The following is a 24,971-nucleotide window of genomic DNA, read 5'->3' as shown; positions in this document are numbered from 1 at the left end:
GGGGCCGAGGTCGGGGGTGACGTCGTCGGAGCCGTGGGCGACGTCGTCGAACTGGAGCCGCTCGCCCCGGTGCCGCACCCGGCGACCGCGGCCGCGGCTGCGGCGGCCGCGCAGGCGGCCAGCGGGACCGCGGTTCGCGCTCGACGGCGCCGCTGGACCGCGGCCTGTGCGGGGGAACGGACGTCGGCCGGATTCTTCCTGAACATGCGTGCCCTCCTTTCGGAGCGAGGTGCCGGACGGGCCGGTCACCTCCCTTTGGCGGCGCATACCCGGCGCGCTGGGGGAGCGAACTGCCCTTACCTGCGCCATGAGCTGGTCTTTTCCCCTGCTGAACGACCATTGGCATGCCCATGGCGGCGGGGGAAACGGCGGCCGAGGCGATTGGCGTCCCGCTGCCCGGGCATTGGGGGCGCGGATCGACGGCTCACGCGCCGGGTCCGGCGGCGTCGCGCCTGCGCGGGAGGGCCAGGGAGGCGGCGGCGACGGCCAGCAGCGTGATCGACATGATCAGGAAGGCGTCGCCGCAGGGGTCGGCCGCGGACGGCGCGGTGGCGGCGGTGAGGGCGGCCAGGCCGAGGGTGCCGCCGACCTGCTTGGCGGTGTTCGTCAGGCCGGAGGCCGCGCCGGCGTCGCTTCGGGAGACGCCCGAGGTGACGGTGGCGGTCAGGGGGGTGTTCAGCAGCCCGGCACCGAGGGAGACCAGGACCGCCGGGCCGAGCACGGCGGAGAGGTAGTCGCCGTCGGCGGGGACGCGGCTCTGCCAGAGGAAGCCGGCGGCGGCGACCAGGGCGCCGGCGATGACGAGGGCCCGGTCGTCGGCGCGCTTCATGAGCCACGGCGTGACGCGCAGGCCGACGGCCATCGTGAGCAGGGTGTGGGGGAGGAACCCGAGGCCGGTCTGGAGCGCGGTGTAGTGCAGGACGTCCTGCATGTAGAGGGTCAGGAAGTACCACATCGGCACCTGGAAGCAGGCGCCGGCCGGCAGCATGATCGCGTTGCCGGCGGAGACGGCCCGCAGGCGGAGCAGCCGCGGTGGGATCAGCGGGTCGCGGGCCAGCCGGGTCTCGATGAGGACGAAGGCGCCGAGCAGGAGGACCGCGCCGGCGAGGACGGCCACGGTCACGGGATCGTCCCAGCCGCGCGGTTCGGCCTGCATGACGCCGTAGGCGAGCATGGCGAGCCCCGCGGTGACCGACGCGGCGCCCGGCAGGTCGAGGCGCGCGGCGTGCCCGGCCCTGCGGGGCGGCCGCGGAACGCGGCCGGTCAGGGCGAGCGCGGCCGTGCCGACCGGGACGTTGATCAGCAGGATCCAGCGCCAGGACAGCGACTGCGTGAGGACGCCGCCGACGAGGTTGCCCGCCGCGCCGCCCGCCAGGCTCACCGCCGTCCAGACGGCGAGGGCGCGGGTGCGCCGGGGGCCCTCGGGAAACGTGGTGGTGAGGACGGTCAGCGTCGCCGGAGCGAGGACGGCGGCGCCGAGACCCTGCGCCGCGCGCGCCGCGATCAGCGGGGCCGGGGCGGTCGCGAGCCCGCCGGCCAGGCTGGGGACGGCGAACAGGACGAGGCCGGCGGCGAAGACGCGTCCCGTCCCGTAGAGGTCGGCCAGGCGGCCGCCCGGCAGCAGGAACCCGGCGAAGGCGAGGGAGTAGGCGCCCGCGACCCACGGGAGGCTGCCGGCCGTGAAGCCCAGCGATGCCCGGATCGAGGGCAGCGCGACGTTCACCACGGAGACGTCCAGCACGACCATGAACTGGGCGGCGCAGGCCAGGGAGAGGATCACCCGGGACGCGGCCGGGGTCACGGAGGTCGTGAGGACGTCCTCCGGTCGGGCTCGTGCCATGCCGACTCCCACCAAATCAATGTGACCGCATTGTTCTGCTCGGCGTCAGGCTAGGTCGGCTAGACTGGGACGTCAATTCGATGTGTCCACATTGAAAAGGTGAGGCGATGGAGCGGCGGACCCGCGGGCCGGGGGCGCGGCACGAGGTGCGGCGGCGGGAGATCGCCGACGCGGTGCTGGCGGTCGTCGCCGAGCGCGGGCTGCCGGCCGTGTCGCTGACCGAGGTCGCGGCGCGGGCGGGGGTGTCGGCGGGACGCGTCCAGCACTACTTCCCCACCAGGCGCGAGCTCGTCGAGGCCGCGTTCGAGCGCGGCAACGAGCTGAGCAGCGCCCGCATCAGGTCACTCGTGGGCGAGGACCTCGAAGGCGCCGCGCCGCGCGCGGTGCTCACCGCCGTCCTGACCGAGCTCATCGCCCACGACGCCGAGACGCGGGCGCACATGCGCGTCCGCCAGTCCTTCACCGCCCTGGCCCTCACCGACGACGGGATCGCGCGGCGCATGCGGGCGGACTACGAGCGCTTCCACGGGCAGGTCGCCGGGCTTCTGCGCCGGGACCGGGAGGCCGGGCTCCTGCCGGGGCGGGTGGAGCCGGGCGGCGCGGGGGTCGACCTGGTCGCGCTCGCCGAGGGCCTGGCCTACTACGTCCTGATCGGGATCATCGCGCCGGAGGCGGCGCGCGACCGCGTCGTCTCCGCGATCGCCGCCCTCTACCCGGCGCCTCCCGGACGCGGGTAGCGCCGCGCCGGAGGTCAGTCGGGGACCCCCGCGGCGAGCATGGGGGTGAGGGTGAGGCCGGGGTGTTCGCGTTCGATGGCGCGCACCCGCCACTTGTCGACGAAGACCGCGACGTGGGACCCGTCGAGGGTGCGGGTGAGCACCTCGACGCCGCGGCGACCGTCGAGCGTCTCGGCGGACTCCTTGTCGGTGATGCGGGCCGTCGTGTAGTCGAGGCGGGACAGCTCGACCGGCGCGCCGAACTCGTCGGCCATCCGCGCGGTGAACACGTCGAACTGGAGCGGGCCGACCGCGGCCAGGACGGGGGCCTGGTCGCCGCGCAGGTCGCTGCGCAGCACCTGCACGACGCCCTCGCCGTCGAGCTGGTCGATGCCGCGGCGGAACTGCTTGGCCCGGCTGTTGTCCTTGACCCGCGCCACCATGAAGTACTCGGGGGCGAACGCCGGGATCGGCGGGAAGGTCACGGGGGTCTTGACGTAGAGGGTGTCGCCGACGGTCAGGCCCGAGGCGTTGGGCAGGCCGATCACGTCCCCGGGGTAGGCGGCGTCCAGGGTGGAGCGGTCGCGGCCGAAGACGGTCTGGGCGTACTTGGTCGCCAGCGGACGCCCGGTCGGGGCGTGCGTGAGGGTCGCGCCGCGCTCGAACCGGCCCGAGCAGACCCGGATGAAGGCCAGCCGGTCGCGGTGCGCCCGGTCCATGCCCGCCTGCACCTTGAACACCTGCCCGGAGAACGGCGCCGTCACCGGGCGCGCGTGCCCGCCGGCGTCGGTGCGGGCGGACGGCGCGGGCGCCAGGCGGCGGACGGTCTCCAGCAGCGCGCTCACGCCGAAGTTGGGCAGCGCGGCGCCGAACAGGACGGGGGTGCAGGAGCCGGCGGCGAAGGCGTCCATGTCGAGGACGGCGCCGATCTCCTCCAGCAGCGCCAGTTCCTCGTTCGCGGTCGCCCAGGCCGGGCCCTCCTCGGCGGCGGCCCGCTCGGCCGGGACGCGTTCGGCGGCCGCGCGGGTGGCGCCGCCGGGGGTGCGCCGGAACCGGGTGTAGGCGCCGTCGGCGCGGTCGATCAGGCCGCGGAAGTCGCCGGCGATCCCGACCGGCCAGTTCAGCGGCGCCGGGTGCAGGCCGATGCGCTGCTCGACCTCGTCCAGCAGTTCCAGCGGCTCGCGGCCCGGCCGGTCCCACTTGTTGACGAACGTGATGACGGGGATGCCGCGGTGGCGGCACACGTCGAACAGCTTGAGCGTCTGCGCCTCCAGGCCCTTGGCCGAGTCCAGCAGCATGATCGCCCCGTCGACGGCGGCGAGCACGCGGTAGGTGTCCTCGGAGAAGTCCGCGTGGCCCGGGGTGTCGAGCAGGTTCAGCAGGGCGTCGCCGAACTCGAACCGCAGCACCGAGGAGGTGATGGAGATGCCGCGCGAGCGCTCCATGTCCATCCAGTCCGACCGCACGCCCCGCCGGCCGGCCTTGCCGTGCACCGCGCCCGCCTGCTCGATCGCCTGCGCGTGCAGGGCCAGGGCCTCGGTCAGCGTGGACTTGCCCGCGTCCGGGTGGCTGATGACCGCGAACGTCCGGCGCCGCGCCGCCTCCGCCGCAACGTCCTCCGCCGTGCCGATTCCGGCGCTCACCGCGCTCCCCTCTCCGACGACCGTCCCCGCATACTCTAACCTCACGTAAGAGTAGGTTGACCGGTGAGGTGGGAAGGAGCCCGATGGGCGGCAGGCACATGCAGATCGGCGAGGTCGCGGACCGGACCGGACTGAGCCTGCGCACCATCCGCCACTACGAGGAGGTCGGCCTCGCGCTCCCCACGGCGCGCTCCCAGGGGGGATTCCGCCTCTACACCGACGAGGACGTCGCGCGCCTGCTGGTCATCAAGCGGATGAAGCCGCTCGACTTCACCCTTGAGGAGATGCGCGACCTGCTGACCGTCCTGGACCGGCTCCGCTCCGGCGACGGCGGCGACGGCGGCGACGGCGGCGACGCGGTGCGCGCCGAGCTCACCGGGCGCCTGGCCCTCTACCGCTCCCTGGTCGAGGAGCGCTGCGACAAGATCCGCACGCGGCTGTCGGACGCCGAGCGGTTCTCCACCGAGCTCTCGGCGGAACTGCGCCGGCACGCCTGACGGGACCGCGCCGGCGCCGCTACCCGCCGGAGAGGCGGGGAGCGGCCGTGGCGTGCAGCGCGAGGGAGAGTTCGACCGCGCTGTCGACGACGGCGTCGAGGTCGCCGCCCAGGCGTCCGTCGGCCCACTGCTGGGCGAGCTCGGTCATCGCGCCGGTGAACATCGTCGCGGCGACGACGACGGGGAGCGGCGGGCTCTCGGCGCGGCTCATCGCGAGGACGCCCTCCAGCAGGGCGGTCTGCGCGGCGCGGCGGCGCTCGGCCAGCACCTCGTTGCCGTGCGCCTCGGCGAACAGGACGCGTCCCCGGCGGGGGTCGTCGCTGATGAAGCTCAGCACGCCGCGGATGCCGGCGCGGGTGCGGACGCCCGGGTGGGGGCCCGCCTCGTCCAGGGCGCGGGCCAGGACCTCGCCGAGGGCGGCGGCCTCCCGGTCGTAGACGGCGGCGAGCAGCTCGCCGGTGCCGGTGAAGTTCTCGTAGAAGTAGCGCGTGTGCAGCTCGGCCTCGCGGCACACGGCGCGGACGGTGAGGGCGGCCTCGCCCTCCTCGCCGAACAGCCGGAACGCGGCCCGGACGAGCATGGCGCGCCGCTCGTCGCGGCGCCGGCTCGCGGGGACGCCGGCCCACCGCGTGGACGCGGCCGTGCGCGTGCTCGCCATGCCGGCCACCCTACCCCGGCGGGCCGCGGGCTCCCCGAAGTCTGGACACGGGTGTACCCATACACTTACTCTGGATACAGTTGTCACCAGAATTGGCCGGGAGTGCGGCATGCCATCGAGGACCAACATCATCGCGGCGCGGTTCGAGCGGGCCTTCGACGCCGAGATCCGCTCCAGGTTCTTCCGCGGGCTGGAGTTCGCGGGTCCGGAGGGGGACCCCGGCTGGTTCGGGCCCGGCAGCGCGGTCTGGTACGTCCACTCGCACCTGCCGACGCTGCTGCTCGGGCTGGTCGGGGCCGCCTACATCGAGGGCCTGGACCCGAGCATCAGCTGGATGGCCTACGACCACTCCCGCATCCCCGAGCGCGTCGACGGCGTCCCGACCGGCGGCATCGACCCCGAGGGCGCGGCCGTGCGGCTCGGGCACTCCCTCTCGTTCTTCATCGGGACGGCCTACGGCTCGACCGCGACGGCCGAGCGCCTCGCCCGGACCGTCCGCGCCATGCACCACACGGTGAAGGGCACCCGCCCGGACGGGCTGGCGTACGACGCCGACGACCCCGAGTGGCTGCGCTGGAACTACGCGACCGTGGTGTGGGGGCTGGCGACCGCGCACGAGCGCTACCACCGCCGCCCGCTCAAGGGCGACGGCCTGGAGCGCTACTACCGCGAGTTCGTCCGCGTCGGCGAGGCCCTCGGCGGGACGGACCTGCCCGCCACCAAGGCGGAGGTCGCCGAGTGCCTGGAGTCCTATCTGCCGCGCCTCGCGATCACCCCGATCAAGGCGTTCGGGACGGGGCCCAACCTGCGCGACAGCAAGACCAGGCCGTGGGAGCCCGGCAGCCCGTTCATGGACTGGGCGGCCCGCGACATGCTGCCGGAGTGGGCGCGCAAGCTCGCCCTCTACCAGCCGCCCAACCCGGTGGCGCTGCGGCTGCGCCGGACGACGCTGTGGGCCGTCCTCAACGCCCTGCACGACGCGACCGGCCCGCTGCCGGAGTTCCGCCAGGCGCGGGAGCGGGTCGCGGCGGGCGTGTCGGCCCCGGTCGCCTCCACCGCGCCGGACGCGCCGGATCCGGTGCTGTCGCGCGCGGAGGTGGAGGCCACCGCCTGACCCGTGCCGCCGGTTGATCGGGGGGGCGCACGGGGAGGACCGATCGGGTCTCCCCCCTCGCCCCGGACGGTAACCGAATGACATTCTGGTGTTCTGGCCGGGACGGAAGCTTGGAGGGGCCATGGCGATCGCCATCAGCGACGAACACCGCGAGCTGGCACGGACGGCGCGCTCGTTCCTGCGGGACCAGGAGGCGCGGGCGGCGAACCGCGCCCTGCTGGACGCCGACAAGGAGGCCCTGCCCGCCTTCTGGGCGGAGTTCGCCGCGCTGGGACTGCTCGGGCTGCACCTTCCCGAGGAGCACGGCGGCGGCGGCGGAGCGGGCCTGCCGGAGCTGGTCGTGGTCGCCGAGGAACTCGGCCGCGCCGCCGCGCCCGGCCCGATGCTCCCGACGATGATCGCGTCCGCCGCGGTCGCCGCGTCGGGGGACGGGGAGCAGCGGGCCCGGCTCCTGCCGGGCCTCGCGTCGGGCGCGACGCCGGCGGCCCTCGGGCTGGACGGCGCGGTCACCGTCACCGGCGGCGCCGCCACCGGGGACGCCGGCGTCGTCCTCGGCGGCGGCCTCGCGGAACTGCTCGTCCTGCCCGCCGGCGACGACATGGTCGTCGTGCGGACCGGCGCGCCGGGCGTCGCGGTCGAGGTGCCCGGCAACCTGGACCCGTCCCGCCGCTCCGCGCGCGTGCGGCTGGACGGCGCGGCCGTGGAGGTCCTCGCCGGGGCCCGCGCGCACGCGACCGCCGCCGCCCGGACGCTGCTGTCCGCCGAGGCGGTCGGCGGCGCGCTGGAATGCGTCGACGCCGCCACCGCCTACGCCAAGGTGCGGCAGCAGTTCGGGTGGCCGATCGCGACGTTCCAGGCCGTCAAGCACCACTGCGCGAACATGCTCGTCGCCGCCGAGCTGGCCACCGCCGCGGTGTGGGACGCGGCCCGGGCGGCGTCCGGCCCGTCCGACCAGTTCGAGCTGGCCGCGGCCGTGGCGGCGGCGCTCGCCCTGCCCGCCTTCACCTCCAACGCGGGCCTGAACATCCAGGTGCACGGCGGCATCGGCTTCACCTGGGAGCACGACGCGCACCTGCTGCTGCGCCGGGCCGCGACGCTGGAGGCCGTCGCCGGCCCGCACGCCGCGGAGCGGGACGTGACCCGGCTGGGGGCGGCCGGGGCCGTCCGGGAGGCGAGCCTGGACCTGCCGCCCGAGGCCGAGGCGCGGCGCGCGGAGATCCGCGGGCTGGCCCGGGAGATCGCCGCGCTGCCCGCGGCCGAGCAGCGCGAGAGGCTCATCGAGACCGGCTACGTGCAGCCGCACTGGCCGCGCCCCTGGGGCCTGGAGGCGAGCGCCGGGCTGCAACTGGTCATCGAGGACGAGTTCCGCGCGGCGGGCGTGAAGCGCCCCCAGCTCGGCATCACCGGCTGGGTGATCCTCACGCTCGTCCAGCACGGCACGCAGGACCAGGTCGACCGGTGGGTGCGCCCGGCGCTGACCGGCGAGGAGGTCTGGTGCCAGCTGTTCAGCGAGCCCGAAGCCGGGTCGGACGCGGCCGCCGTCAGGACCCGCGCCGTCAAGGTGGACGGCGGCTGGCTCGTCAACGGCCAGAAGGTGTGGACGAGCGGCGCCCAGTACTGCCGGTGGGGCTTCGCCACCGTCCGCACCGACCCCGACGCGCCGAAGCACTCCGGCGTCACGATGGTCGTCGTCGACATGCACCACCCCGGCGTGGAGGTCCGGCCGCTGCGCCAGACGACCGGCACCTCCGACTTCAACGAGGTGTTCTTCTCCGACGTCTTCGTCCCCGACGCCGACGTCGTCGGAGAGCCCGACCGGGGGTGGACGGTCGCCCGCGCCACCCTCGGCAACGAGCGGGTCAGCATCGGCGGCGGCGTCGGCGGCCCGCCGGGCCCCGACGTGTTCCGGCTCTACGCCGAGCGCGGCGACCGCGTCCCGGCGGCGGCCGAGCGCGTCGGCGCGTACGCCGCCGAGGAGCAGGCCCTGCGCCTGCTCAACCTGCGGTCCGCCGAGCGCGCGGTCGCGGGCGGCGAGCCGGGCCCCGAGGGCAACATCACCAAGCTCGTCCTCGCCGAGCACGGCCACGCCACCGCCGCGCTGCTCGCCGAGTTCGCCGGTCCCGAGACCGCGTTCACCGAGGGCCTCGGCCAGTTCGCGGGGCTGATGCGCCTCGGGTCGCGCGGCATGTCCATCGCGGGCGGCACCTCCGAGATCACCCGCAACCAGATCGCCGAGCGCATCCTCGGCCTGCCGCGCGACCCGCTGATCCGGTAGGGGCGGCCCGGGCCCCGGCGCGACCGCGCCCGGGTCACGGCCGCCGGCTCAGGACCGGCGGCGGTGGTCCGCGTCCAGGGACGGGTTGCCGGTCCCGTGCCGGATGCCGGCCATGTCGGTGCCCGGCGGGACGACCTCGTCGACGGCGTCGAGGGTGGCGGCGTCGAGCCGCACGTCGGCGGCGCCGAGCAGGTCCTCCAGCTGCGCCATCGTCTTCGGCCCGATGATCGTCGAGGTGATGGCCGGGTGCTCGGCCACGAACCCGAGGGCCAGGTGGGTCAGCGACAGGCCCGCCCCCTCGGCGATCTTGGTGAGGCGCTCCACGGCGTCGTAGCGGGCCGAGGCGCTGGGGTCGGTGTCGACGGTGCGGCCCGCCCACGGCGAGTCGTCCGAGGGCGCGAAGCGCGAGCCCGCGGGGGCCTGCTCGTCGCGCCGGTACTTGCCGGTGAGCCAGCCGCCGGCGAGCGGGCTCCACGGGATGACGCCCATGCCGTGCCGTCGCGCCGCGGGCAGCATCGACTCCTCGATCGACCGCGAGAAGATCGAGTACTGCGGCTGCTCGCAGACGAACCGGACGCCGCCCCGGCGCTCGGCGGCCCACTGCGCCTCGATGATCCAGTCGGCGGGGAAGGACGACGACCCGACGTAGAGGACCTTGCCCTGGCGGACGAGGTCGGTCAGGGCGTCGAGGGTCTCCTCCAGGTCGGTTCCCCAGTCGCGGCGGTGCATCTGGTACAGGTCGATGCGGTCGGTGCCGAGGCGGCGCAGACTGGCCTCCACGGCGCGGACGATGTACCGCCGCGAGCCGCCCCGCGCGTTGCGCTCCTCGCCGAGCGGGAAGAAGAACTTGGAGGCGAGGACGACGTCGTCCCGGCGGCCCTGGAGGGCCTTCCCGACGATCTCCTCGCTCTCACCGGCCGAGTACATGTCGGCGGTGTCGATGAAGTTGATCCCGGCGTCCAGCGCCCGGTGGATGATGCGCTCGGACTCGGCGTGGTCGGGGTTGCCGACGGCGCCGAACATCATCGCGCCGAGGGTCTGGGTGCTGACCTCGACGCCGGTACGGCCGAGCTTGCGGTACTGCATGCGTGCTCCTCGTCAGTCGCTCGCGCAGAACGCTAGGTGCTGGAGCGCGCTCCAGGTCAAGGCCCGGCCGTCGCCTCGTCGAGCCAGTCGTACCAGGCGTCCAGGCCGTCGCCGCGGGTCGCCGAGACGGGCAGGACGCGCAGCCCGGGGCACAGCCGGCGGGCCGCGTCCCGGCAGGCGTCCACGTCGAAGTCGACGTGCGGCAGCAGGTCGGTCTTGTTGAGCAGCAGGACGTCGGCGCCGCGGAACATGTGCGGGTACTTCAGCGGCTTGTCGTCGCCCTCGGTGACCGACATGAGCACCACGCGGGCCCGCTCGCCGAGGTCGAACAGCGCCGGGCAGACGAGGTTGCCGACGTTCTCGACGAACACCGTGGAGCCGTCCGGCGGCGCCAGCGCGGCCAGCGCGCCGGCCACCATCGCGGCGTCGAGGTGGCAGCCGGCGCCCGTGTTGACCTGGACGGTCCGGGCCCCGGCGGCGGCGAGGCGCCGCGCGTCCAGCAGCGTCTCCTGGTCGCCCTCGATCACCGAGACGGGGCGGTCCGGGCTCAGGTCGGCGACGGTGCGCTCCAGCAGCGTCGTCTTCCCCGAGCCGGGGGAGCTCATCACGTTGAGCGCGGCGATGCCGCGTTCGGCGAGCCACGCCCGGTTCCGGCCGGCCAGGTCGTCGTTGCGGGCCAGCACCTTCTGGCCCAGCGTCATGACGTGCCCGTCCTCGTGCCCGTGCCCGTGGACGGGCTCGTGGACGTGAACGTGCCCGGCGGGGTGCCCGGGGCCGTCCCCCGGGGCCGTCAGGGTCGTCAGGCGCGCGGCGTCCCCGCCGTCGCAGCCGCAGGTCTCACACATCGTCGAGGACCTCCACCGCTTTGATCGTCAGGTCGGCGCCGCCGCTGATCACCACGTCGGCGCTGCCGCACGGGCACAGCGCCAGCGGATCGCGCGCGGGGAACGAGGCCCCGCAGGCGGTGCAGTCGCCGACGCCCTCCGGCTCGGTGATGTCGAGGCGCGCGCCCTCGACGCACGTCCCCTCGCCGGCCAGTTCGAAGCAGAAACGCACCGCGTCCGGCATGACTCCGGAAAGTCTCCCTATTTCGAGGTGGACCACCACCACCCGCGAATCGGGCAATTGGGTAGAAATTGCCGCGATGACACTCTCCGTCACGGCCAATTCGTGCACGCGCCCTCCCGGCCCGCTTCCATTGTCCCAGCGCCGTTCTGCTGCCCTCGATCTTCCCAGCTCAAACGGTGTGTTTACCGAATCGGGGAAACGGCTTGAGGGGCTTTTCGGGCGGTGTTTCGCGCCGTTCCCGCGGGGCAACCGCATGGGGTGATGACCTCTGCCGGCCGAGGGGGGAAGCGATGACGAGCGCCGCTCCGGCGGAACCGCTGACGGAGGAGATCCACATTCTGTGGACCTCCGAGGGAATGAGCTGCGACGGGGACACGGTCTCGGTGACCGCGGCCTCGCTGCCGAGCATCGAGGACGTCGTCCTCGGCGCGATACCGGGCCTGCCGAAGGTCCACCTGCACAACAAGGTGCTCGCCTACGAGAACGGCGACGAGTTCATGGAGGCGTTCCGGCAGGCCGCGCGCGGCGAGCTGGCGCCCTTCGTCCTCGTCGTCGAGGGGTCGATCCCCAACGAGAACATCAACGGGGACGGCTACTGGACGTCGATGGGCAACGACCCCGAGACCGGCGAGCCGATCACGGTGAACGAGTGGATCGACCGGCTCGCGCCGAAGGCGTGGGCGGTCGTGGCGATCGGCACGTGCGCGGCCTACGGCGGCATCCACGCCATGGCGGGCAACCCGACCGGCTGCATGGGCCTCGCCGACTACCTCGGCTGGGACTTCCGCTCCGCGGGCGGGCTGCCGATCGTGAACGTGCCGGGCTGCCCCGTGCAGCCGGACAACTTCATGGAGACGCTGCTCTGGGTGCTGCACCAGGCGGCCGGGCAGGCGCCGGTCATCCCGCTGGACGACAAGCTGCGCCCGACGTGGCTGTTCGGCAAGACCGTCCACGAGGGATGCGACCGCGCCGCCTACTACGAGCAGGCCGACTTCGCGCGCGACTACAACTCGCCGAAGTGCCAGGTGAAGGTCGGCTGCTGGGGCCCGGTCGTGAACTGCAACGTCACCAAGCGCGGCTGGATGGACGGCGTCGGCGGCTGCCCCAACGTGGGTGGAATCTGCATCGGCTGCACGATGCCCGGCTTCCCGGACAAGTTCATGCCGTTCATGGACGAGCCGCCGGGGGCGAGCCTCTCCACGACGCTGCTGCGGTCTTATGGGCCGTTCATCCGGAAAATGCGGTCGATCACCAACAAGAGCGCGAACCGGGAGCCGAAGTGGCGCCACAACCGGGAGAGGCTGACCAGCGGCTACCGGCCCCGCTGGCCGCACCAGTGAGCGAGGACCGCGCCGGCGGGCGGACCCGCCGGCGCGGCACGGCCTGACCAGGAACGACACGAGCGCAGGACGGCCGCGCCGACGGACGGCGGCCGGGCGATGGAACAGGGGCGAGCGATGAAGCGGGGCGAGTCATGAAGCAGGGGACGCGGACGCGGGGCGAACGGGCGGCCGCGCAGACGGGGCTCGTCGAGGTGGCGTTCGACCCGATCACCCGGATCGTCGGCAACCTCGGCATCTACACCAAGATCGACTTTGCGAACGGGCAGGTGGCCGAGTGCCGGAGCACCTCGTCCATCTTCCGCGGCTACAGCGTGTTCATGAAGGGCAAGGACCCCCGCGACGCGCACTTCATCACCAGCCGGATCTGCGGCATCTGCGGCGACAACCACGCGGTCTGCTCGATCTACGCCCAGAACATGGCGTACGGGATCAAGCCGCCGCCGCTCGCCGAGTGGATCATCAACCTCGGCGAGGCCGCCGAGTACATGTTCGACCACACGCTCTTCCAGGACAACCTGGTCTTCGTCGACTTCTGCGAGCGGATGGTCGCCGAGACGAACCCGGGCCTGCTCGCCACGGCCAAGAACACCGACGCGCCGCGCGGCTCCGTCCACGGGTTCCGCAAGATCGCCGACATCATGACGGCGTTCAACCCGTTCGAGGGCTCGGTCTACAAGGAGGCCCTCCAGCTCAGCCGCATCACCCGCGAGATGATCTGCCTGATGGAGGGGCGCCACGTCCACCCGTCCACGCTGTACCCGGGCGGCGTGGGGACGGTCGCGACGCCGCAGGTGTTCACCGACTACCTCGTCCGGCTGACGCGCTGCCTCGACTTCGTCAAGCGGGCCGTCGCGATGAACGACGACATCTTCGACTTCTTCCTGGAGGCGCTGCCCGGCTACGACCAGGTGGGCCGGCGGCGGACGCTGCTCGGCTGCTGGGGCGCCTTCCAGAACCCCGACGTGTGCGACTACGACTACCGGCACATGTCGGAGTGGGGGCGGGCCGCCTACGTCACCCCGGGCGTCGTCGTGGACGGGCAGCTCGTCACGACGGACCTGGTCGACATCAACCTCGGCATGCGGATCCTGCTCGGCAGCTCCTACTACGACGACTGGGCCAACGAGGAGACCTTCGTCAAGGAGGACCCGCTCGGCAACCCGATCGACCAGCGGCACCCGTGGAACCAGACCACGCTGCCGAACCCGCAGAAGCGCGACCTCGACGGCGGCAAGTACAGCTGGGTGATGAGCCCGCGCTGGCGCCACCCCGAGAGCGGCGACCACCTCGCGCTCGACACCGGAGGCGGTCCGCTCGCCCGGCTGTGGGCGACCGCGCTCGCCGGCGAGGTGGACACCCCGTACGTCCGCTCCACCGGGCACAGCGTCCAGATCGACCTGCCGAAGACCCCCGGCATGCCGGAGGTCAACCTGGAGTGGAAGCCGCCGCAGTACGCCAACACCATCGAGCGCGACCGGGCCCGCGCCTACTTCATCGCCTACGCGGCGGGGATGGCGCTGCACTTCGCGGAGAAGGCCCTCGACGAGGTCCGGTCCGGGCGGACGAAGGTGTTCACCGACTTCGACGTCCCGGACGAGGCGATCGGCTGCGGCTTCCACGAGGCGGTCCGCGGCGTGCTGTCGCACCACCTCGTCATCCGCGACGGCAAGATCGCCAACTACCACCCCTACCCGCCGACGCCGTGGAACGCCAGCCCGCGCGACTCCTACGGCACGCCCGGCCCCTACGAGGACGCCGTCCAGGGGCAGCCGATCTTCGAGGAGAACGGCCCGGACGACTTCAAGGGCATCGACATCATGCGGACGGTCCGCAGCTTCGACCCGTGCCTGCCGTGCGGCGTGCACATGTACGTCGGCAACGGCCGGACGGTCCAGAAGCGGCACTCCCCGATGTTCGGCGCACAGGAAGGCCAGTGATGGGCTGGGACGACGAGCGCGTCCGCGAGCACGTCCTGCGCCTCGAAGGGCTGCTCGACGGGCTCGACCCCGGGGCGCACCAGGCCGTCCAGGCGCTGGTGGAGCTGTACGGGGAGGCCCTGGACCGGATCGTGCGGCTCTCCGCGGACGCCGCGAAGCTGGCCGGGGACGAGCTGGTCTGCCACATGCTGGCGATGCACGGCCTGCACCCCGAGACGCCGGAGGCGCGGGTCCGGAGGGCCCTCGCCGCGCTGGAGGGGTTCCTGGCCAAGCACCGCACGTCCGTGGAGCTGACCGGGGTCGACGGAAACGCGGTGCGCCTGAGGGCGGCGGCCGAGGGGCGCGCCGCCCCGCCCCGCCCGGTGCTGGACGCCGTGAAGCGGGCGGCCCTCGCCGCGGCGCCGGAACTGGAGCGCGTCGACGTCGAGGTCGAGGCGCCCGCGCCGGAGAAGGTGCTGATCACCCTGGACCAGGTGCGGAGCCGCGCATGACGCCGCAGCTCTCCACACCGAGGCTGGCCGCGCTGGCCTCGGCTCCGCCGCGACCGGCGCCGCCGCCGGCCGGGGCCGTGGAGCGGTGCGAGCTGTGCGCCGAACCGGTGCACGACGCGCACCGGCACCTGCTCGACCTGGAGAAGGGCGAGCTGCTGTGCGCGTGCGGGGCGTGCGCCGTCCTGTTCGACGGCCAGGCGGCGGGCGGGCGGCACTACCGGCTCGTCCCGGACCGGCGGCGCGAGCTGACCGGGTTCCGCCTGGACGGCCCGCTGTGGTCCGCCCTCGGCGTCCCGGTCGACCTGGCCTTCTTCTCCGTCTCGGACACGGGCGAGGTGACCGCCCGCTATCCGAGTCCGGCGGGGGCGCTGCACGCGGCCGTCCACGCCGCGAGCTGGCGGCGCCTGGCCGAGGCCAACCCCGTCCTGGCGGAGCTGCGCCCGGACGTGGAGGCGCTCGTCGTGCACCGGGCGCGGGACGCGGCCGAGCACTGGATCCTCCCGGTCGACGACTGCTACCGCCTCACCGCCCTGCTGCGCGAGCACTGGACGGGCTTCACCGGCGGCGACGCGGTCTGGCATCACATCGGCGCGTTCTTCACCGAGTTGGGGCGGCCCGGGCGGCCGCCGGCGAGATGAGGGGATCACGATGATCAGAGTGGGGAAGCCCGACGTCACTCCCGACAAGCCCGCGCACACGAAGGGCGTCCGGGAGGGCAACGCGACGGGCAACTACGACAAGCAGGTCGGGCACCTGCCCGACGGCACGTCCACCGCGGCCCGCTCGACGGGGATCAACCCGGACGGTCACGGACCGATCCTCGACTCCATGCCGAATCTGTCACCGGCATGAGCGCAGCGAACCGGGGGGCGTGGGGGGTCGTCCCCCCTCGAAGGAGCAGAGCATGAGCGCGGCGAACCGGGGGGCGTGGGGGGTCGTCCCCCCTCGAAGGAGCAGAGCATGAGCGGAGGCAGGGCATGACCGGGACACCGGAGCTCGGGCTCGACCTGCTCGGCATCGAGCCGGAGGCGTTCGCGGCGACGCCGACGCTGAGCCTGCGGATCGGGCTGCGGCGGCTGGACGGCGGACCCGTCCAGTGCGTCCTGCTCACGACGACGGTGACGATCGCGGCGGCGCGCCGCGGCTACGACGACGCCGAGCGCGACCGTCTCGCCGGGGTGTTCGGCCCGCCGGAGATGTGGGACCGGTCGCTGCGCGGCCTGACCTGGGCGCGCGTCGGCGCGACCGTGCCGACGTTCCGCGGCGGGACGGAGGCGGCGCTCTCCCTGCCGTGCGGGCACGACATGCAGGTCGCGGCCGACCGTTACCTGCACGCGCTCGGCGGCGGCGACGTCCCGCTCGACCTGGCCTTCAACGGCACGGTCTTCTACCCCGGGGAGGACGGCGCGCTGCGCACCGGGCAGATCCCGTGGCACCACGAGGTCACCGGCGACCTGCCCCTCCAGGTGTGGCGGGACCTGATGGGCCGCTACTACGGCACCGCCCGCTGGCTGCGGCTGGACGACGACTGCTTCGGCCGCCTGTCGGCCTACCGGGCCCGCCGCGCGCACTCCTCGTTCGACGACACGGTCGACGAACTGCTGCGCCAGGCGGAGAAGCGACGCGAGGAGGAAGAGTGGACCGCTTGAGGGCGATCGCGGACACCGTCCTCTACGAGGGGTACCTCCTCTGGCCGTACCGCCGGTCCGCCTTGAAGAACCGGCAGCGCTGGACGATCGGGGGCGTCTACCCGCGCGGCTACGCCGAACGCGACGGCGACCGCTGGAGGGTCCACGCCGAGTTCCTCCTCGAAGCCGGGCCCGGGGCCCACGTCGAGGTCACGCTGCGGTTCCTGCACGCGGTGCACCGCCAGGTGATGCACGGCGACAGTCCCGTGGACGAGATCAGTGCCGGGGGCGAGACCTACCTCACCTGGCAGGAGGCCCGCGAACGCGAGCTCACCAGCGGCCCGATCGCGGTCGAGCGCCTCGTGGGCGCTCCCGTCCGCGTCCCGGTCGAGGTGGCCGGGGGCGCCGAAGAGGAGCCGGTGGACGGCAAGGCGTCGTGCAGCGGCGGCGGCGTGCGGTTCGTCCGGTCGTGGGAGCGGGTGGACGGGCGGGTCGAGATCTCGGCCGTGCCCGTCGCGGACGGCGTGGTGCGGCTGCGCGCGGAGGTCGTCAACACCGGCGCCGCCGAGGAGCGCGAGGACGCCGTCCGCGCCGGGATGCTGTGCGCGCACGTCGTGGCGCGCACCGGCGGCGGCGCGTTCGTGTCGCTCACGGATCCGCCGGAGCCGCTCGCGGAGGCGGCGGCCGCGTGCGGAAGGGACGGGCTGTGGCCGGTCCTCGCGGGGGAGCCGGGCAGCCGCGACACCGTCCTCGCGGCGCCGATCGTCCTCTACGACTGGCCGCAGGTGGCGCCGGAGAGCCCGGGCGACCTGTTCGACGGCACGGAGATCGACCAGCTGCTGATCCTCAGCGTGCTCAGCCTCACCGAGGACGAGCGGCGCGAGGTGGCGGCGACCGACCCGAAGGCGCGGCGGATCCTGGAGCGGTGCGGCGCCCTGTCGCACGGGGAACTGCTCGCGCTGCACGGCACATTGAGGGATCCGCGGAGGGACGTCTGGTGACCGGGGACGACGTGAGCGGGCAGGACGCGGGCGCGGGCGGGCGGGAGACGGCTCCGGGGAGCCGGGTCCGGCTGCGTCCCCGCGGGGGCGCGGACATCTTCGACCTGGCGCTCGTCGGGCGCACCGCCGTCGTCGAGCGCGTCGAGGAGGACATGGAGGGCGGGGTGCACCTGGTCGTCGCTTTGGACGACGACCCGGGCCGCGACCTCGGCCCCTACAACCAGCTCGGGCACCGCTTCTTCGTCCGCCCGGACGAGGTCGAGCCGCTGCCCGGGGAGGCGCCGTCCCGGAGGGTGCTCGTCGCGGGGATCGGGAACGTCTTCCACGGCGACGACGGGTTCGGCGTGGAGGTCGTCCGGCGGCTGGCGACCCGCTCGCTGCCGCGCGGCGTGGACGTCGTCGACTTCGGCATCCGCGGCATCGACCTCATGTACGCGCTCGGCGACGGCTACGCGGCCGCGGTCCTGGTCGACGCGGCCGAGCGCGGCCACGCCCCCGGCACCGTGACGCTGGTCGAGCCCGGCCCGGACGACTTCGGCGGCGTCGCCGTCGACGCGCACGGCCTCGACCCCGCGCAGGTGCTGCGGCTGGCCCGGGACAACGGCCCGGTCCCGCCGCGCATCCTGCTCGTCGCGTGCGAGCCGTCGGCGCGGACCACGGACGCCACCTGGGAGATGAGGCTCAGCGCGCCGGTCGGCGCGGCGGTCGAGGAGGCCGCCGCGCTGGTCGAGCGGCTGCTGGCGGAGGAATTCACGCGGGAACTCGCACAGGAGGGAGCGGGGGGATGAGGAAGGGAATCTGCGCCGGCTCGGGCGTCGCCCGGCTGGTGATCGGACTGGTCGCGGTCGGCGCGATCGCGATGCTCGTCAAGGAGATGCCGGCGCTGCGCCGGTACCTCAAAGCCGAGTCGATGTGACCGGAGACGCGGAGCGCACGCTCATGACGACGATCGAGCGGCGGCTCGTCGGCCACCTGAAGGACGCGCACGCGCTCCAGGAGCACGCCGAGGCCGCGCTGAGCGAGATGCTCACCGCGGCGGCCGACGAGCCGGAGCTGTGCCGGCCGCTCGGCCACTACGCCGAGCGGTCGCGGGCGTACACGAGGGCGGTCGAGGCGCGGCTGCACGCGCACGGGGCGTCCCCGAGCATCGCGCGCGACGCCGGGACGCTGCTCGCGTCCGTCCTGGAGGGCGGTCTCGGCCGCGGCCACCGCGACCCCGTCAAGCACATGCGGGACGCCTACGTCGCCGTCCACCTGCAGATCGCGGCGGGCGAGACGCTGCGGCGGGTCGCCGACCGCGCCGGGGACGGCGAGACGGCGGCCGTCGCGGCGGCGATGTGCGAGGACGCCCACGCGATGTCGCACGAGCTGTCGGACCGCTGGGACCTCGCCGTGGACATGTCGCTGCACGCCCCGCCGCCCGCGGGGGCCGGCCGGTGACCGCCGCCGTGGCGGAGGTGTTCCGCCGCCGGGCGGAGCCGGGCGCCGCGCTCGCCGAGGAGGCCGGCGCCATCGCGGCGGCCTGCCACGCGATGGCGGCCCGGTTCCACGGCGGGGGGCGCCTGCTCACCTTCGGGACCGGCGCCGCCGCGACCGACGCCCAGCACGTCGCGGTCGAGTTCGTGCACCCGGTGATCGTCGGCAAGCGGGCGCTGCCCGCGCTGTCGCTCACCGGCGACGTCGCGACGCTCACCGGCGTCTGCGCCGGCGCGGGCTTCGACGACGTGTTCGCCCACCAGGTCCGCTGCTTCGGCGGCCCGGACGACATCGCGTTCGGGATCTCGCCGGACGGCCGCTGCCGCAGCGTGCTGCGCGGCATGGAGTCCGCCCGGGACCGCGGCATGCTGACGGTCGCGCTGGCGGGCGGCGACGGGGGAGCGCTCGCCGGGACGGTCGACCACCTGGTCACCGTGCCTTCCGGCGACCCGCGCGTCGTGAAGGAGGTGCACGTCACCGCGTACCACGTGCTGTGGGAGCTGGTACACGTGTTCCTGGAGCAGCCGGGCGTGCTCGGCCAGGAGGTGACCGCGTGACCGGGTGCGCCGGCGACCACTGCGTGACCTGCGCGGACGAGGCCGTCCCGGTCGTCGTCGCGCGGCTGCTCGGCGACGGCCTCGCGGACGTCGACGTCGGCGGCGGGCGGCTCGAACGGGTCAGCGTGGCGCTGGTGGACGCCGGGGTCGGCGACACCGTGCTCGTCCACGCCAAGGAGGCGATCGGGGTCGTGACGACGTGACCGACATGCTCTACCCCTTCCTGTACGCGGGCGGCTCGGGGCTGGACACCCTGCTGGAGGACGTGCGCAGCTCGACCCGCGAGAAGGCGGAGGAGATCGTCCGGTTGCGCGAGGCCGTCCTGGAGCGGTACGGCGAGGAGCTCGCGGCGTGCGCCGCGCGGATGGCGGGCGCGTTCCGCTCCGGCGGCCGGCTTTTCGCGTTCGGCAACGGCGGCAGCTCGACGGACGCGCAGGACGTCGCCGCGCTGTTCCTCAACCCGGGCGGGTCCGCGCGGCCGCTGCCGGCGCTGGCGCTGACGACCGACGTCGCCGTGGTCACCGCGCTGTCCAACGACATCGGGTTCGAGGTGGTGTTCGCGCGGCAGCTCGCCGCGTTCGGGCGTCCGGGCGACATCGCGCTGGCGCTGTCCACCAGCGGGAACTCCGACAACCTGATCGCCGCGCTGCGGGAGGCGGCGCGGCGCGGGATGACGGTGGTCGGGCTCGCCGGATACACCGGGGGGCAAATGGCGGAGACGCCGGGCCTGCACCACCTGTTCACCGTGCCGTCGTCGTCGGTGCACCGCGTCCAGGAGGCGCAGACGACGATCTACCACGCGCTCTGGGAACTGACGCAGCTCGAACTGGCGGGGGAGGCTTTCTGATGTGCCTGGCGATACCGGGCGAGATCGTGGAGATCATGGCGGACCGCCCGGTGGCGAAGGTGGACGTGACCGGCGTCCGGCGGGCGGTGAACATCGCCCTGCTCGACGGGGAGCGGCTCGCCGCCGGCGACTGGGTGCTCATCCACGTCGGGTTCGCCATGTCCAAGATCGACGAGGACGAGGCGAGGGCGACGCTGGCGCTGCTGGAGGGCCTCGGCGAGGCCTACGACGACGAGATCGACGCGCTGCGGGAATCGAGGATCGACTGATGCGCTTCGTCGACGAGTACCGGGACGCGGAGCGGGCGCGGGCGCTCGCCGCCTCGATCGCCGCGCTGTGCGAGCCCGGGCGGAACTACCAGTTCATGGAGGTGTGCGGCGGCCATACCCACACCATCTACAAGCACGGCCTGGAGGACTACCTGCCGGAGAGCGTCTCGCTCGTGCACGGGCCGGGCTGCCCGGTGTGCGTGATCCCGATGGGCCGGGTGGACGACGCGATCCACATCGCGTCGCAGCCGGACGTCATCATGACGTCGTTCGGGGACATGATGCGGGTGCCGGGCGGGCGGGGGGCGTTCCTGGACGCCAAGGCCGCCGGCGCCGACATCCGGATGGTGTACTCGCCGCTGGACGCGCTGAAGATCGCCGAGCGGAACCCGTCGCGGCGCGTGGTGTTCATGGGGATCGGGTTCGAGACGACCGCGCCGTCCACCGCCATGACGGTGCTGCGGGCGGCCGCGGCGGGGGTCGGGAACTTCTCGGTGTTCTGCAACCACGTGACGATCCTTCCGGCGATCAAGGCGATCCTGGACTCGCCGGACCTGCGCCTGGACGGCTTCCTCGGTCCGGGCCACGTGTCGACCGTGATCGGCTGCCGGCCCTACGGGTTCATCACGGACGACTACGGGAAACCGCTGGTCGTCGCGGGGTTCGAGCCGCTGGACATCCTGCAGTCGGTGCACATGCTGCTGGCCCAGCTCGCCGGGGGCCGCTCGGAGGTCGAGAACCAGTACGGCCGGGTCGTCCCGTGGGACGGCAATCCCCGGGCGCTGGAGGCGATCTCCAGGGTCATGGAGCCGCGGCCGTACTTCGAGTGGCGCGGCCTCGGCTTCATCTCGCACTCCGCGCTCCGGATGAGGGAGGAGTACGCCGCCTTCGACGCCGAGCGCGTCTTCGACATCCCGGGCGGGCGGGTCGCCGATCCGAAGGCGTGCCAGTGCGGCGAGGTGCTCAAGGGCGTGCTGAAACCGTGGGAGTGCAAGGTCTTCGGGACGGCCTGCACGCCGGAGACGCCGATCGGGACGTGCATGGTCTCGTCCGAGGGCGCGTGCGCCGCGTACTACAACTTCGGCCGCTTCACCCGCGAGCGGATCAGCGAGGTCGGCCGGGCCGGCGGGGCGGATCCGGCGCGGGACGCCGGACGGGTGGGGGAGACGGTGCGATGACCGTCCGCGAGGAGCAGGTGCTGGAGCGCATCGAGCGCGCGCGGGCCCGCAAGGCCAGGCTCCGCGAGGACACGATCACGCTCGCGCACGGTGCGGGCGGCAAGGCCACCCGCACGCTGGTCGAGGCGGTGTTCCGGGAGGCGTTCGCCAACCCGCTCCTGGACCGGATGGACGACTCGGCGCGGTTCATGGTGAACGGCGCCGACCTCGCCTTCACCACCGACTGCCACGTCGTGTCGCCGCTGTTCTTCCCCGGCGGGGACATCGGCGACCTGGCCGTCAACGGGACGGTCAACGACCTCGCCGTCTGCGGCGCGAGGCCGCTGCACCTGTCGGCCGGGTTCATCCTCGAAGAGGGCTTCCCCGTCGCCGACCTGCGGCGCGTCACCGAGTCGATGCGGCGCGCGGCGGACGCGGCGGGCGTCGACATCGTCACCGGCGACACCAAGGTCGTCGAGCGCGGGAAGGCCGACGGCTGCTTCGTCACGACGGCCGGCGTCGGGGTCGTGCGGTCCCGGCTCACGGGGGAGATCCGCCCCGGGGACGCGGTGCTGGTGACGGGGCCGATCGGCGAGCACGGCGTCACGATCATGCTGGCGCGCGGCGAGCTGGAGCTGGAGGCCGACGTCGTGTCGGACACCGCGCCGCTGACCTGCCTGCTCGCCGACCTCGCCGACGCGTGCCCGGGCGGCCTGCGCCGGATGCGGGACGCGACGCGGGGCGGCGTGGCGACCGTCCTCAACGAGCTGGCGTCGGACGCCGGGACGGCGGTGGTGGTGGAGGAGGACGCGATCCCGGTGCGGCCCGCCGTCCGGGGCGCGTGCGAGCTGCTCGGAATCGACCCGATGTACGTCGCGTGCGAGGGCCGCGCCGTGGTCGTGGTCGCGCCCGAGTGCGAGCCGGCCGCGCTGGCGGCGCTGCGGGCGCACCCGCTGGGCGAGGAGGCCGCCGTCATCGGCCGCGTGACCGACGACCCGTCCGGGCTCGTGCTGCTGAAGACGGCCTTCGGCGGCACCCGCATCGTCGACCTCCTGGTCGGCGACCCGCTACCGCGGATCTGCTGACGCCGGGCGGCCCCGCCGGACGCCGGCGAGCGTGACGAGCAGCGACGCCGCCGTCAGCGCCGCGCCGAACCAGAGGACGCTCTGACGCGCTGAGGGACTTCCACGTCCGCCATCCGCGGGTGCGGGTCACGCTGCGCGTCGGCGGGAGCGCGGAACTGGCCGAGCGGGTGCGGCAGGGAACGCTGGACGTCGCGTTCCTCGGGCTGCCGCGCAGCGCCCGGCCGAAGGGCGTGCACGGCCGCGTCCTGGCGCACGGCGAGTTGGTGGCGGTGGTCGCCCCCGGGCACCCGCTGGCCGACGCGGCGGACGTCGGCCTGCGCCGGCTCGCGGACGAGGCGTTCGCCGCGGCCGGGATCGGACGTGACGTCGCCTTCGAGGTGACGACCCCGGACCTCGTGGTGCGGCTGGTCCGGCTGGGTCTCGGCATCGGCATGCTGCCCGCGGCCTTCGTCACCGGGCTCGCCGACCTGCGCGTCGTCGAACTCCGTGATCCGCCCGCCCGGGTCGAGCACCTGGTCTGGAGCCGCCTGGGGCCGTCTCCGGCCGCCGGCGCCTTTCTGGAGACACCGGACGTTCCGGCGGCGACCGCGCCACCTCGCGGTGCGGCGCCGGAAACGTCGCCGGGGGAAAAGGACGGGGCGCCGGCGGACGCCGGGCCGTGAGCCACTCGGGAAGCGCCCGCCCCTGCGGGCGGCGCATATCTCGCCGCTCTATCGGCGGACGGGGAATCCGTCCATCGAGCATTACTCAGGAAGGGCGTCGGTGCTCGGCGACGGCGGCGCCCACGACATCTACCGGACGACGCGATACCGCCCTTCGGTCCATTGAAAGCACTCGAACGTTCAACGACTAGGGGTGCGTCCGGCCTCCGGGTAAACGAGCGGGCCGGGTCGACGCCGGGGGCGACACGCCGCCGGCGCCGGGCGAAGCGAGTCCGACCGAGCGGGGCGCCCGGGGCCTCCGAGACCTGTGGGATTGTTGTGACCTGTGGTTTTCAGGCTCTGTTGAGGTTCGTTTGAGCTTCGTCCCAGAGGCCGCGGGTACGTTCGCGGGCCATGACAGGGGAGTCGTGCAGGCCCGTCTTCGTGCTCGGATGCCCGCGCTCGGGGACGACGCTGCTCCAGCAGATGCTGCATTCGCACCGGCACATCGCGTTTCCCTCGGAGACGCGGTTCGTGCACGTTTCCTACGACATCCGGCACCGGTTCGGGGACCTGGAGCTGCCGGAGAACCGCCGCGCGCTGGCCGAATGGATCACCGGCGGCGAGGGCACCAAGTTCGGCGTGCTGCGGCTGGACGCCGCCGCGGTGGTCGAGGAGATCGCGCAGGGGCCGCCGACGCTCGGGTCGGCGATCGCCGCCGTGTTCCGCGCCTACGCGGGCCGGCACGGCAAGCCGCGCTGGGGGGACAAGCGGCCGAGCTACTTCCGCCGGGTGCCGATGCTCCGGCGGATGTTCCCCGACGCCCAGTTCGTCCATCTCGTCAGGGACGGCCGGGACGCGGTGAGCTCCCTGACGCGGATGCCGTGGTTCGACGGCGACATCTGCGCCGCCGCGCTGACGTGGCGGGAGGCGGTCGACACGGGCGCTCGCCTGAGGGCCGGCCTTGGCCCGGACACCTTCTACGAGTTCCGCTACGAGGACCTGGTCGCCGAGCCCGAGGACGCCCTGACGGGGCTGTGCGCGTTCCTCGGCGAGGAGTACGACCCCGCGATGACGACGGCGTACCGGCACGCGCGGCGGACGGTGCCGTCCACGCGCAAGTGGCACCTGGGCACGCACGAGGCCGTCAACGGCCGCCACGTCGGCGCCTGGCGCGACCGCCTGGAGGGGTGGGAGGCGGACCTCGTCCAGCACGTGCTGGCGTCCCGGCTGCGGCACCACGGCTACGCGATCACGGAGGGGGCGCGTCCGGCGGCGGCGCCGCTCGTCAATTTCCACCGGCTCGCGGCGCACCGCTGGCGGGCGCGGCACGCGCGGGCCGTCCGCGAGCGGCTCGCGGAGGAGCGCGAGCCCAACCCCGTCGTCTCGTGGCTGAACGGTCCTGTAAGCGTGGCCTGACAGACTGAGGGCCGCGACTGAAGAGATAGATGAACCTTGCCTTCGGGTAAGGCGATCTCGGCCGGGCGGCGCGGCACCCGGCCGAAGGGTTGTCCGAAACTCTCCTGGAACGTGCCCGGTTCGCGGCCGGCGCCGGGACGTGCCCGGACGGGGCTGACTGTGGAACGGCGCAGGTAGCGTGCCGCCGCGAGTCCCGCGGGGGAGGACGTATCGGTGGGGCGCG

General features: G+C 73.9%; 28 protein-coding genes. 22 read left to right on the top strand and 6 right to left on the bottom strand.

Annotation, left to right across the window (positions count from 1 at the left end; all coding sequences use genetic code 11):
- Positions 1-424: 424 nt before the first annotated feature.
- On the bottom strand, positions 425-1,840 hold the full coding sequence (locus tag ACQEU6_RS22175) for an MFS transporter (RefSeq protein WP_499334572.1): 1,416 nt from the start codon (positions 1,838-1,840) through the stop codon (positions 425-427).
- Between the two features lie 107 nt (positions 1,841-1,947).
- Here ACQEU6_RS22175 and ACQEU6_RS22170 point away from each other — a divergent pair, with 107 nt between their 5' ends.
- A complete protein-coding gene (locus ACQEU6_RS22170) occupies positions 1,948-2,577 on the top strand; it encodes a TetR/AcrR family transcriptional regulator (RefSeq protein WP_499334569.1) in 630 nt (209 codons plus the stop codon).
- Between the two features lie 14 nt (positions 2,578-2,591).
- Here the strand turns inward: ACQEU6_RS22170 and ACQEU6_RS22165 are convergent, their stop codons facing one another.
- The gene (locus ACQEU6_RS22165) at positions 2,592-4,199 is read right to left on the bottom strand and encodes a peptide chain release factor 3 (RefSeq protein WP_499334567.1); all 1,608 of its coding nucleotides are present in this window, start codon (positions 4,197-4,199) and stop codon (positions 2,592-2,594) included.
- Positions 4,200-4,282: 83 nt separating this feature from the next.
- Here ACQEU6_RS22165 and ACQEU6_RS22160 point away from each other — a divergent pair, with 83 nt between their 5' ends.
- Positions 4,283-4,696, top strand: a complete 414-nt coding sequence (locus tag ACQEU6_RS22160; RefSeq protein ID WP_499334566.1) for a MerR family transcriptional regulator — start codon at positions 4,283-4,285, stop codon at positions 4,694-4,696.
- Positions 4,697-4,715: 19 nt separating this feature from the next.
- Here ACQEU6_RS22160 and ACQEU6_RS22155 read toward each other — a convergent pair whose 3' ends face one another.
- Complete coding sequence (locus tag ACQEU6_RS22155) at positions 4,716-5,354, bottom strand: TetR/AcrR family transcriptional regulator (protein WP_499334564.1); 639 nt, start codon at positions 5,352-5,354, stop codon at positions 4,716-4,718.
- A gap of 109 nt (positions 5,355-5,463) precedes the next feature.
- On the opposite strand from ACQEU6_RS22155, the gene ACQEU6_RS22150 reads away from it, so the two are divergent.
- Both ACQEU6_RS22150 and ACQEU6_RS22145 read left to right on the top strand, forming a co-directional pair.
- On the top strand, positions 5,464-6,468 hold the full coding sequence (locus tag ACQEU6_RS22150) for an oxygenase MpaB family protein (protein ID WP_499334562.1): 1,005 nt from the start codon (positions 5,464-5,466) through the stop codon (positions 6,466-6,468).
- 121 nt (positions 6,469-6,589) lie between these two features.
- Positions 6,590-8,743, top strand: coding sequence for an acyl-CoA dehydrogenase family protein (locus tag ACQEU6_RS22145; RefSeq protein ID WP_499334559.1), 2,154 nt, complete (start codon positions 6,590-6,592; stop codon positions 8,741-8,743).
- Positions 8,744-8,791: 48 nt separating this feature from the next.
- On the opposite strand, the gene ACQEU6_RS22140 is transcribed toward ACQEU6_RS22145, so the two are convergent.
- From ACQEU6_RS22140 to ACQEU6_RS22130, 3 genes are read right to left on the bottom strand one after another with little or no spacing between them, the layout of a single operon-like run.
- Entirely contained in the window at positions 8,792-9,829 is a 1,038-nt protein-coding gene (locus ACQEU6_RS22140; RefSeq protein ID WP_499334558.1) for an aldo/keto reductase, read from the bottom strand.
- Positions 9,830-9,885: 56 nt separating this feature from the next.
- Entirely contained in the window at positions 9,886-10,674 is a 789-nt protein-coding gene (gene hypB / locus ACQEU6_RS22135) for a hydrogenase nickel incorporation protein HypB (protein ID WP_499334556.1), read from the bottom strand.
- A complete protein-coding gene (locus tag ACQEU6_RS22130; RefSeq protein ID WP_499334555.1) occupies positions 10,667-11,005 on the bottom strand; it encodes a hydrogenase maturation nickel metallochaperone HypA/HybF in 339 nt (112 codons plus the stop codon). Before ACQEU6_RS22130 ends, hypB begins: the two co-directional genes overlap by 8 nt.
- A gap of 182 nt (positions 11,006-11,187) precedes the next feature.
- Here ACQEU6_RS22130 and ACQEU6_RS22125 point away from each other — a divergent pair, with 182 nt between their 5' ends.
- The 18 genes from ACQEU6_RS22125 to ACQEU6_RS22040 all read left to right on the top strand — a co-directional run bounded on the left by ACQEU6_RS22125 (position 11,188) and on the right by ACQEU6_RS22040 (position 24,748).
- Positions 11,188-12,237, top strand: coding sequence for an NADH-quinone oxidoreductase subunit B family protein (locus ACQEU6_RS22125; protein WP_499334552.1), 1,050 nt, complete (start codon positions 11,188-11,190; stop codon positions 12,235-12,237).
- 134 nt (positions 12,238-12,371) lie between these two features.
- Positions 12,372-14,177 carry a nickel-dependent hydrogenase large subunit gene (locus ACQEU6_RS22120; protein ID WP_499334549.1) on the top strand — a complete coding sequence of 602 codons (1,806 nt, stop codon included), beginning with the start codon at positions 12,372-12,374 and terminating at the stop codon, positions 14,175-14,177.
- Positions 14,177-14,668, top strand: coding sequence for a NifU-related iron-sulfur-binding protein (locus ACQEU6_RS22115; RefSeq protein WP_499334547.1), 492 nt, complete (start codon positions 14,177-14,179; stop codon positions 14,666-14,668). Before ACQEU6_RS22120 ends, ACQEU6_RS22115 begins: the two co-directional genes overlap by 1 nt.
- Complete coding sequence (locus tag ACQEU6_RS22110) at positions 14,665-15,306, top strand: DUF5947 family protein (RefSeq protein ID WP_499334544.1); 642 nt, start codon at positions 14,665-14,667, stop codon at positions 15,304-15,306. Before ACQEU6_RS22115 ends, ACQEU6_RS22110 begins: the two co-directional genes overlap by 4 nt.
- Positions 15,307-15,316: 10 nt before the next feature.
- Positions 15,317-15,520: a hypothetical protein gene (locus ACQEU6_RS22105; protein ID WP_499334542.1), complete on the top strand. Its 204-nt coding sequence runs from the start codon at positions 15,317-15,319 to the stop codon at positions 15,518-15,520.
- A gap of 125 nt (positions 15,521-15,645) precedes the next feature.
- The gene (locus tag ACQEU6_RS22100) at positions 15,646-16,317 is read left to right on the top strand and encodes a DUF6084 family protein (RefSeq protein WP_499334539.1); all 672 of its coding nucleotides are present in this window, start codon (positions 15,646-15,648) and stop codon (positions 16,315-16,317) included.
- On the top strand, positions 16,305-17,297 hold the full coding sequence (locus tag ACQEU6_RS22095; protein ID WP_499334536.1) for a hypothetical protein: 993 nt from the start codon (positions 16,305-16,307) through the stop codon (positions 17,295-17,297). Before ACQEU6_RS22100 ends, ACQEU6_RS22095 begins: the two co-directional genes overlap by 13 nt.
- Positions 17,294-18,085: a hydrogenase maturation protease gene (locus ACQEU6_RS22090; protein ID WP_499334532.1), complete on the top strand. Its 792-nt coding sequence runs from the start codon at positions 17,294-17,296 to the stop codon at positions 18,083-18,085. The genes ACQEU6_RS22095 and ACQEU6_RS22090 overlap by 4 nt, the downstream gene beginning before the upstream one ends.
- The gene (locus tag ACQEU6_RS22085) at positions 18,082-18,213 is read left to right on the top strand and encodes a DUF6893 family small protein (protein ID WP_499334529.1); all 132 of its coding nucleotides are present in this window, start codon (positions 18,082-18,084) and stop codon (positions 18,211-18,213) included. The genes ACQEU6_RS22090 and ACQEU6_RS22085 overlap by 4 nt, the downstream gene beginning before the upstream one ends.
- A 23-nt stretch (positions 18,214-18,236) precedes the next feature.
- Positions 18,237-18,737 carry a DUF892 family protein gene (locus tag ACQEU6_RS22080; protein ID WP_499334527.1) on the top strand — a complete coding sequence of 167 codons (501 nt, stop codon included), beginning with the start codon at positions 18,237-18,239 and terminating at the stop codon, positions 18,735-18,737.
- Positions 18,734-19,330: a D-sedoheptulose-7-phosphate isomerase gene (locus tag ACQEU6_RS22075; RefSeq protein ID WP_499334525.1), complete on the top strand. Its 597-nt coding sequence runs from the start codon at positions 18,734-18,736 to the stop codon at positions 19,328-19,330. Before ACQEU6_RS22080 ends, ACQEU6_RS22075 begins: the two co-directional genes overlap by 4 nt.
- Positions 19,327-19,533, top strand: a complete 207-nt coding sequence (locus ACQEU6_RS22070; protein WP_499334523.1) for a HypC/HybG/HupF family hydrogenase formation chaperone — start codon at positions 19,327-19,329, stop codon at positions 19,531-19,533. Before ACQEU6_RS22075 ends, ACQEU6_RS22070 begins: the two co-directional genes overlap by 4 nt.
- Positions 19,534-19,538: 5 nt before the next feature.
- On the top strand, positions 19,539-20,177 hold the full coding sequence (locus ACQEU6_RS22065; protein WP_499340301.1) for a D-sedoheptulose-7-phosphate isomerase: 639 nt from the start codon (positions 19,539-19,541) through the stop codon (positions 20,175-20,177).
- Positions 20,177-20,446, top strand: coding sequence for a HypC/HybG/HupF family hydrogenase formation chaperone (locus ACQEU6_RS22060; protein WP_499334521.1), 270 nt, complete (start codon positions 20,177-20,179; stop codon positions 20,444-20,446). The genes ACQEU6_RS22065 and ACQEU6_RS22060 overlap by 1 nt, the downstream gene beginning before the upstream one ends.
- Positions 20,446-21,624, top strand: coding sequence for a hydrogenase formation protein HypD (gene hypD, locus ACQEU6_RS22055; RefSeq protein ID WP_499334519.1), 1,179 nt, complete (start codon positions 20,446-20,448; stop codon positions 21,622-21,624). The genes ACQEU6_RS22060 and hypD overlap by 1 nt, the downstream gene beginning before the upstream one ends.
- Positions 21,621-22,688 carry a hydrogenase expression/formation protein HypE gene (gene hypE / locus ACQEU6_RS22050; RefSeq protein ID WP_499334517.1) on the top strand — a complete coding sequence of 356 codons (1,068 nt, stop codon included), beginning with the start codon at positions 21,621-21,623 and terminating at the stop codon, positions 22,686-22,688. Before hypD ends, hypE begins: the two co-directional genes overlap by 4 nt.
- 89 nt (positions 22,689-22,777) lie before the next feature.
- Positions 22,778-23,350 carry a LysR substrate-binding domain-containing protein gene (locus ACQEU6_RS22045; protein WP_499340299.1) on the top strand — a complete coding sequence of 191 codons (573 nt, stop codon included), beginning with the start codon at positions 22,778-22,780 and terminating at the stop codon, positions 23,348-23,350.
- A 393-nt stretch (positions 23,351-23,743) separates the two neighbouring features.
- The gene (locus tag ACQEU6_RS22040; RefSeq protein ID WP_499334515.1) at positions 23,744-24,748 is read left to right on the top strand and encodes a sulfotransferase family protein; all 1,005 of its coding nucleotides are present in this window, start codon (positions 23,744-23,746) and stop codon (positions 24,746-24,748) included.
- Positions 24,749-24,971: the final 223 nt, after the last annotated feature.

The organism is Spirillospora sp. CA-108201, assembly GCF_050936235.1.
In the GTDB taxonomy this organism is placed as follows: Bacteria; Actinomycetota; Actinomycetes; order Streptosporangiales; family Streptosporangiaceae; genus Spirillospora.
Note: the sequence above shows the minus strand (reverse complement) of the source record. Positions and strands in the feature narration are given on the sequence as shown.

Bases quoted from the DNA above. Each gene is read 5' to 3' on its own strand.
- ACQEU6_RS22115 (WP_499334547.1), top strand. From the start codon at position 14,177: ATGGGCTGGGACGACGAGCGCGTCCGCGAGCACGTCCTGCGCCTCGAA.
- ACQEU6_RS22110 (WP_499334544.1), top strand. From the start codon at position 14,665: ATGACGCCGCAGCTCTCCACACCGAGGCTGGCCGCGCTGGCCTCGGCT.
- ACQEU6_RS22140 (WP_499334558.1), bottom strand. From the start codon at position 9,829: ATGCAGTACCGCAAGCTCGGCCGTACCGGCGTCGAGGTCAGCACCCAG.
- ACQEU6_RS22085 (WP_499334529.1), top strand. From the start codon at position 18,082: ATGAGGAAGGGAATCTGCGCCGGCTCGGGCGTCGCCCGGCTGGTGATC.
- ACQEU6_RS22100 (WP_499334539.1), top strand. From the start codon at position 15,646: ATGACCGGGACACCGGAGCTCGGGCTCGACCTGCTCGGCATCGAGCCG.
- ACQEU6_RS22150 (WP_499334562.1), top strand. From the start codon at position 5,464: ATGCCATCGAGGACCAACATCATCGCGGCGCGGTTCGAGCGGGCCTTC.
- ACQEU6_RS22040 (WP_499334515.1), top strand. From the start codon at position 23,744: ATGACAGGGGAGTCGTGCAGGCCCGTCTTCGTGCTCGGATGCCCGCGC.
- ACQEU6_RS22175 (WP_499334572.1), bottom strand. From the start codon at position 1,840: ATGGCACGAGCCCGACCGGAGGACGTCCTCACGACCTCCGTGACCCCG.
- ACQEU6_RS22170 (WP_499334569.1), top strand. From the start codon at position 1,948: ATGGAGCGGCGGACCCGCGGGCCGGGGGCGCGGCACGAGGTGCGGCGG.
- ACQEU6_RS22060 (WP_499334521.1), top strand. From the start codon at position 20,177: ATGTGCCTGGCGATACCGGGCGAGATCGTGGAGATCATGGCGGACCGC.
- hypB (WP_499334556.1), bottom strand. From the start codon at position 10,674: ATGTGTGAGACCTGCGGCTGCGACGGCGGGGACGCCGCGCGCCTGACG.
- ACQEU6_RS22155 (WP_499334564.1), bottom strand. From the start codon at position 5,354: ATGGCGAGCACGCGCACGGCCGCGTCCACGCGGTGGGCCGGCGTCCCC.
- ACQEU6_RS22105 (WP_499334542.1), top strand. From the start codon at position 15,317: ATGATCAGAGTGGGGAAGCCCGACGTCACTCCCGACAAGCCCGCGCAC.
- hypD (WP_499334519.1), top strand. From the start codon at position 20,446: ATGCGCTTCGTCGACGAGTACCGGGACGCGGAGCGGGCGCGGGCGCTC.
- hypE (WP_499334517.1), top strand. From the start codon at position 21,621: ATGACCGTCCGCGAGGAGCAGGTGCTGGAGCGCATCGAGCGCGCGCGG.
- ACQEU6_RS22120 (WP_499334549.1), top strand. From the start codon at position 12,372: ATGAAGCAGGGGACGCGGACGCGGGGCGAACGGGCGGCCGCGCAGACG.
- ACQEU6_RS22160 (WP_499334566.1), top strand. From the start codon at position 4,283: ATGGGCGGCAGGCACATGCAGATCGGCGAGGTCGCGGACCGGACCGGA.
- ACQEU6_RS22145 (WP_499334559.1), top strand. From the start codon at position 6,590: ATGGCGATCGCCATCAGCGACGAACACCGCGAGCTGGCACGGACGGCG.
- ACQEU6_RS22080 (WP_499334527.1), top strand. From the start codon at position 18,237: ATGACGACGATCGAGCGGCGGCTCGTCGGCCACCTGAAGGACGCGCAC.
- ACQEU6_RS22125 (WP_499334552.1), top strand. From the start codon at position 11,188: ATGACGAGCGCCGCTCCGGCGGAACCGCTGACGGAGGAGATCCACATT.
- ACQEU6_RS22065 (WP_499340301.1), top strand. From the start codon at position 19,539: ATGCTCTACCCCTTCCTGTACGCGGGCGGCTCGGGGCTGGACACCCTG.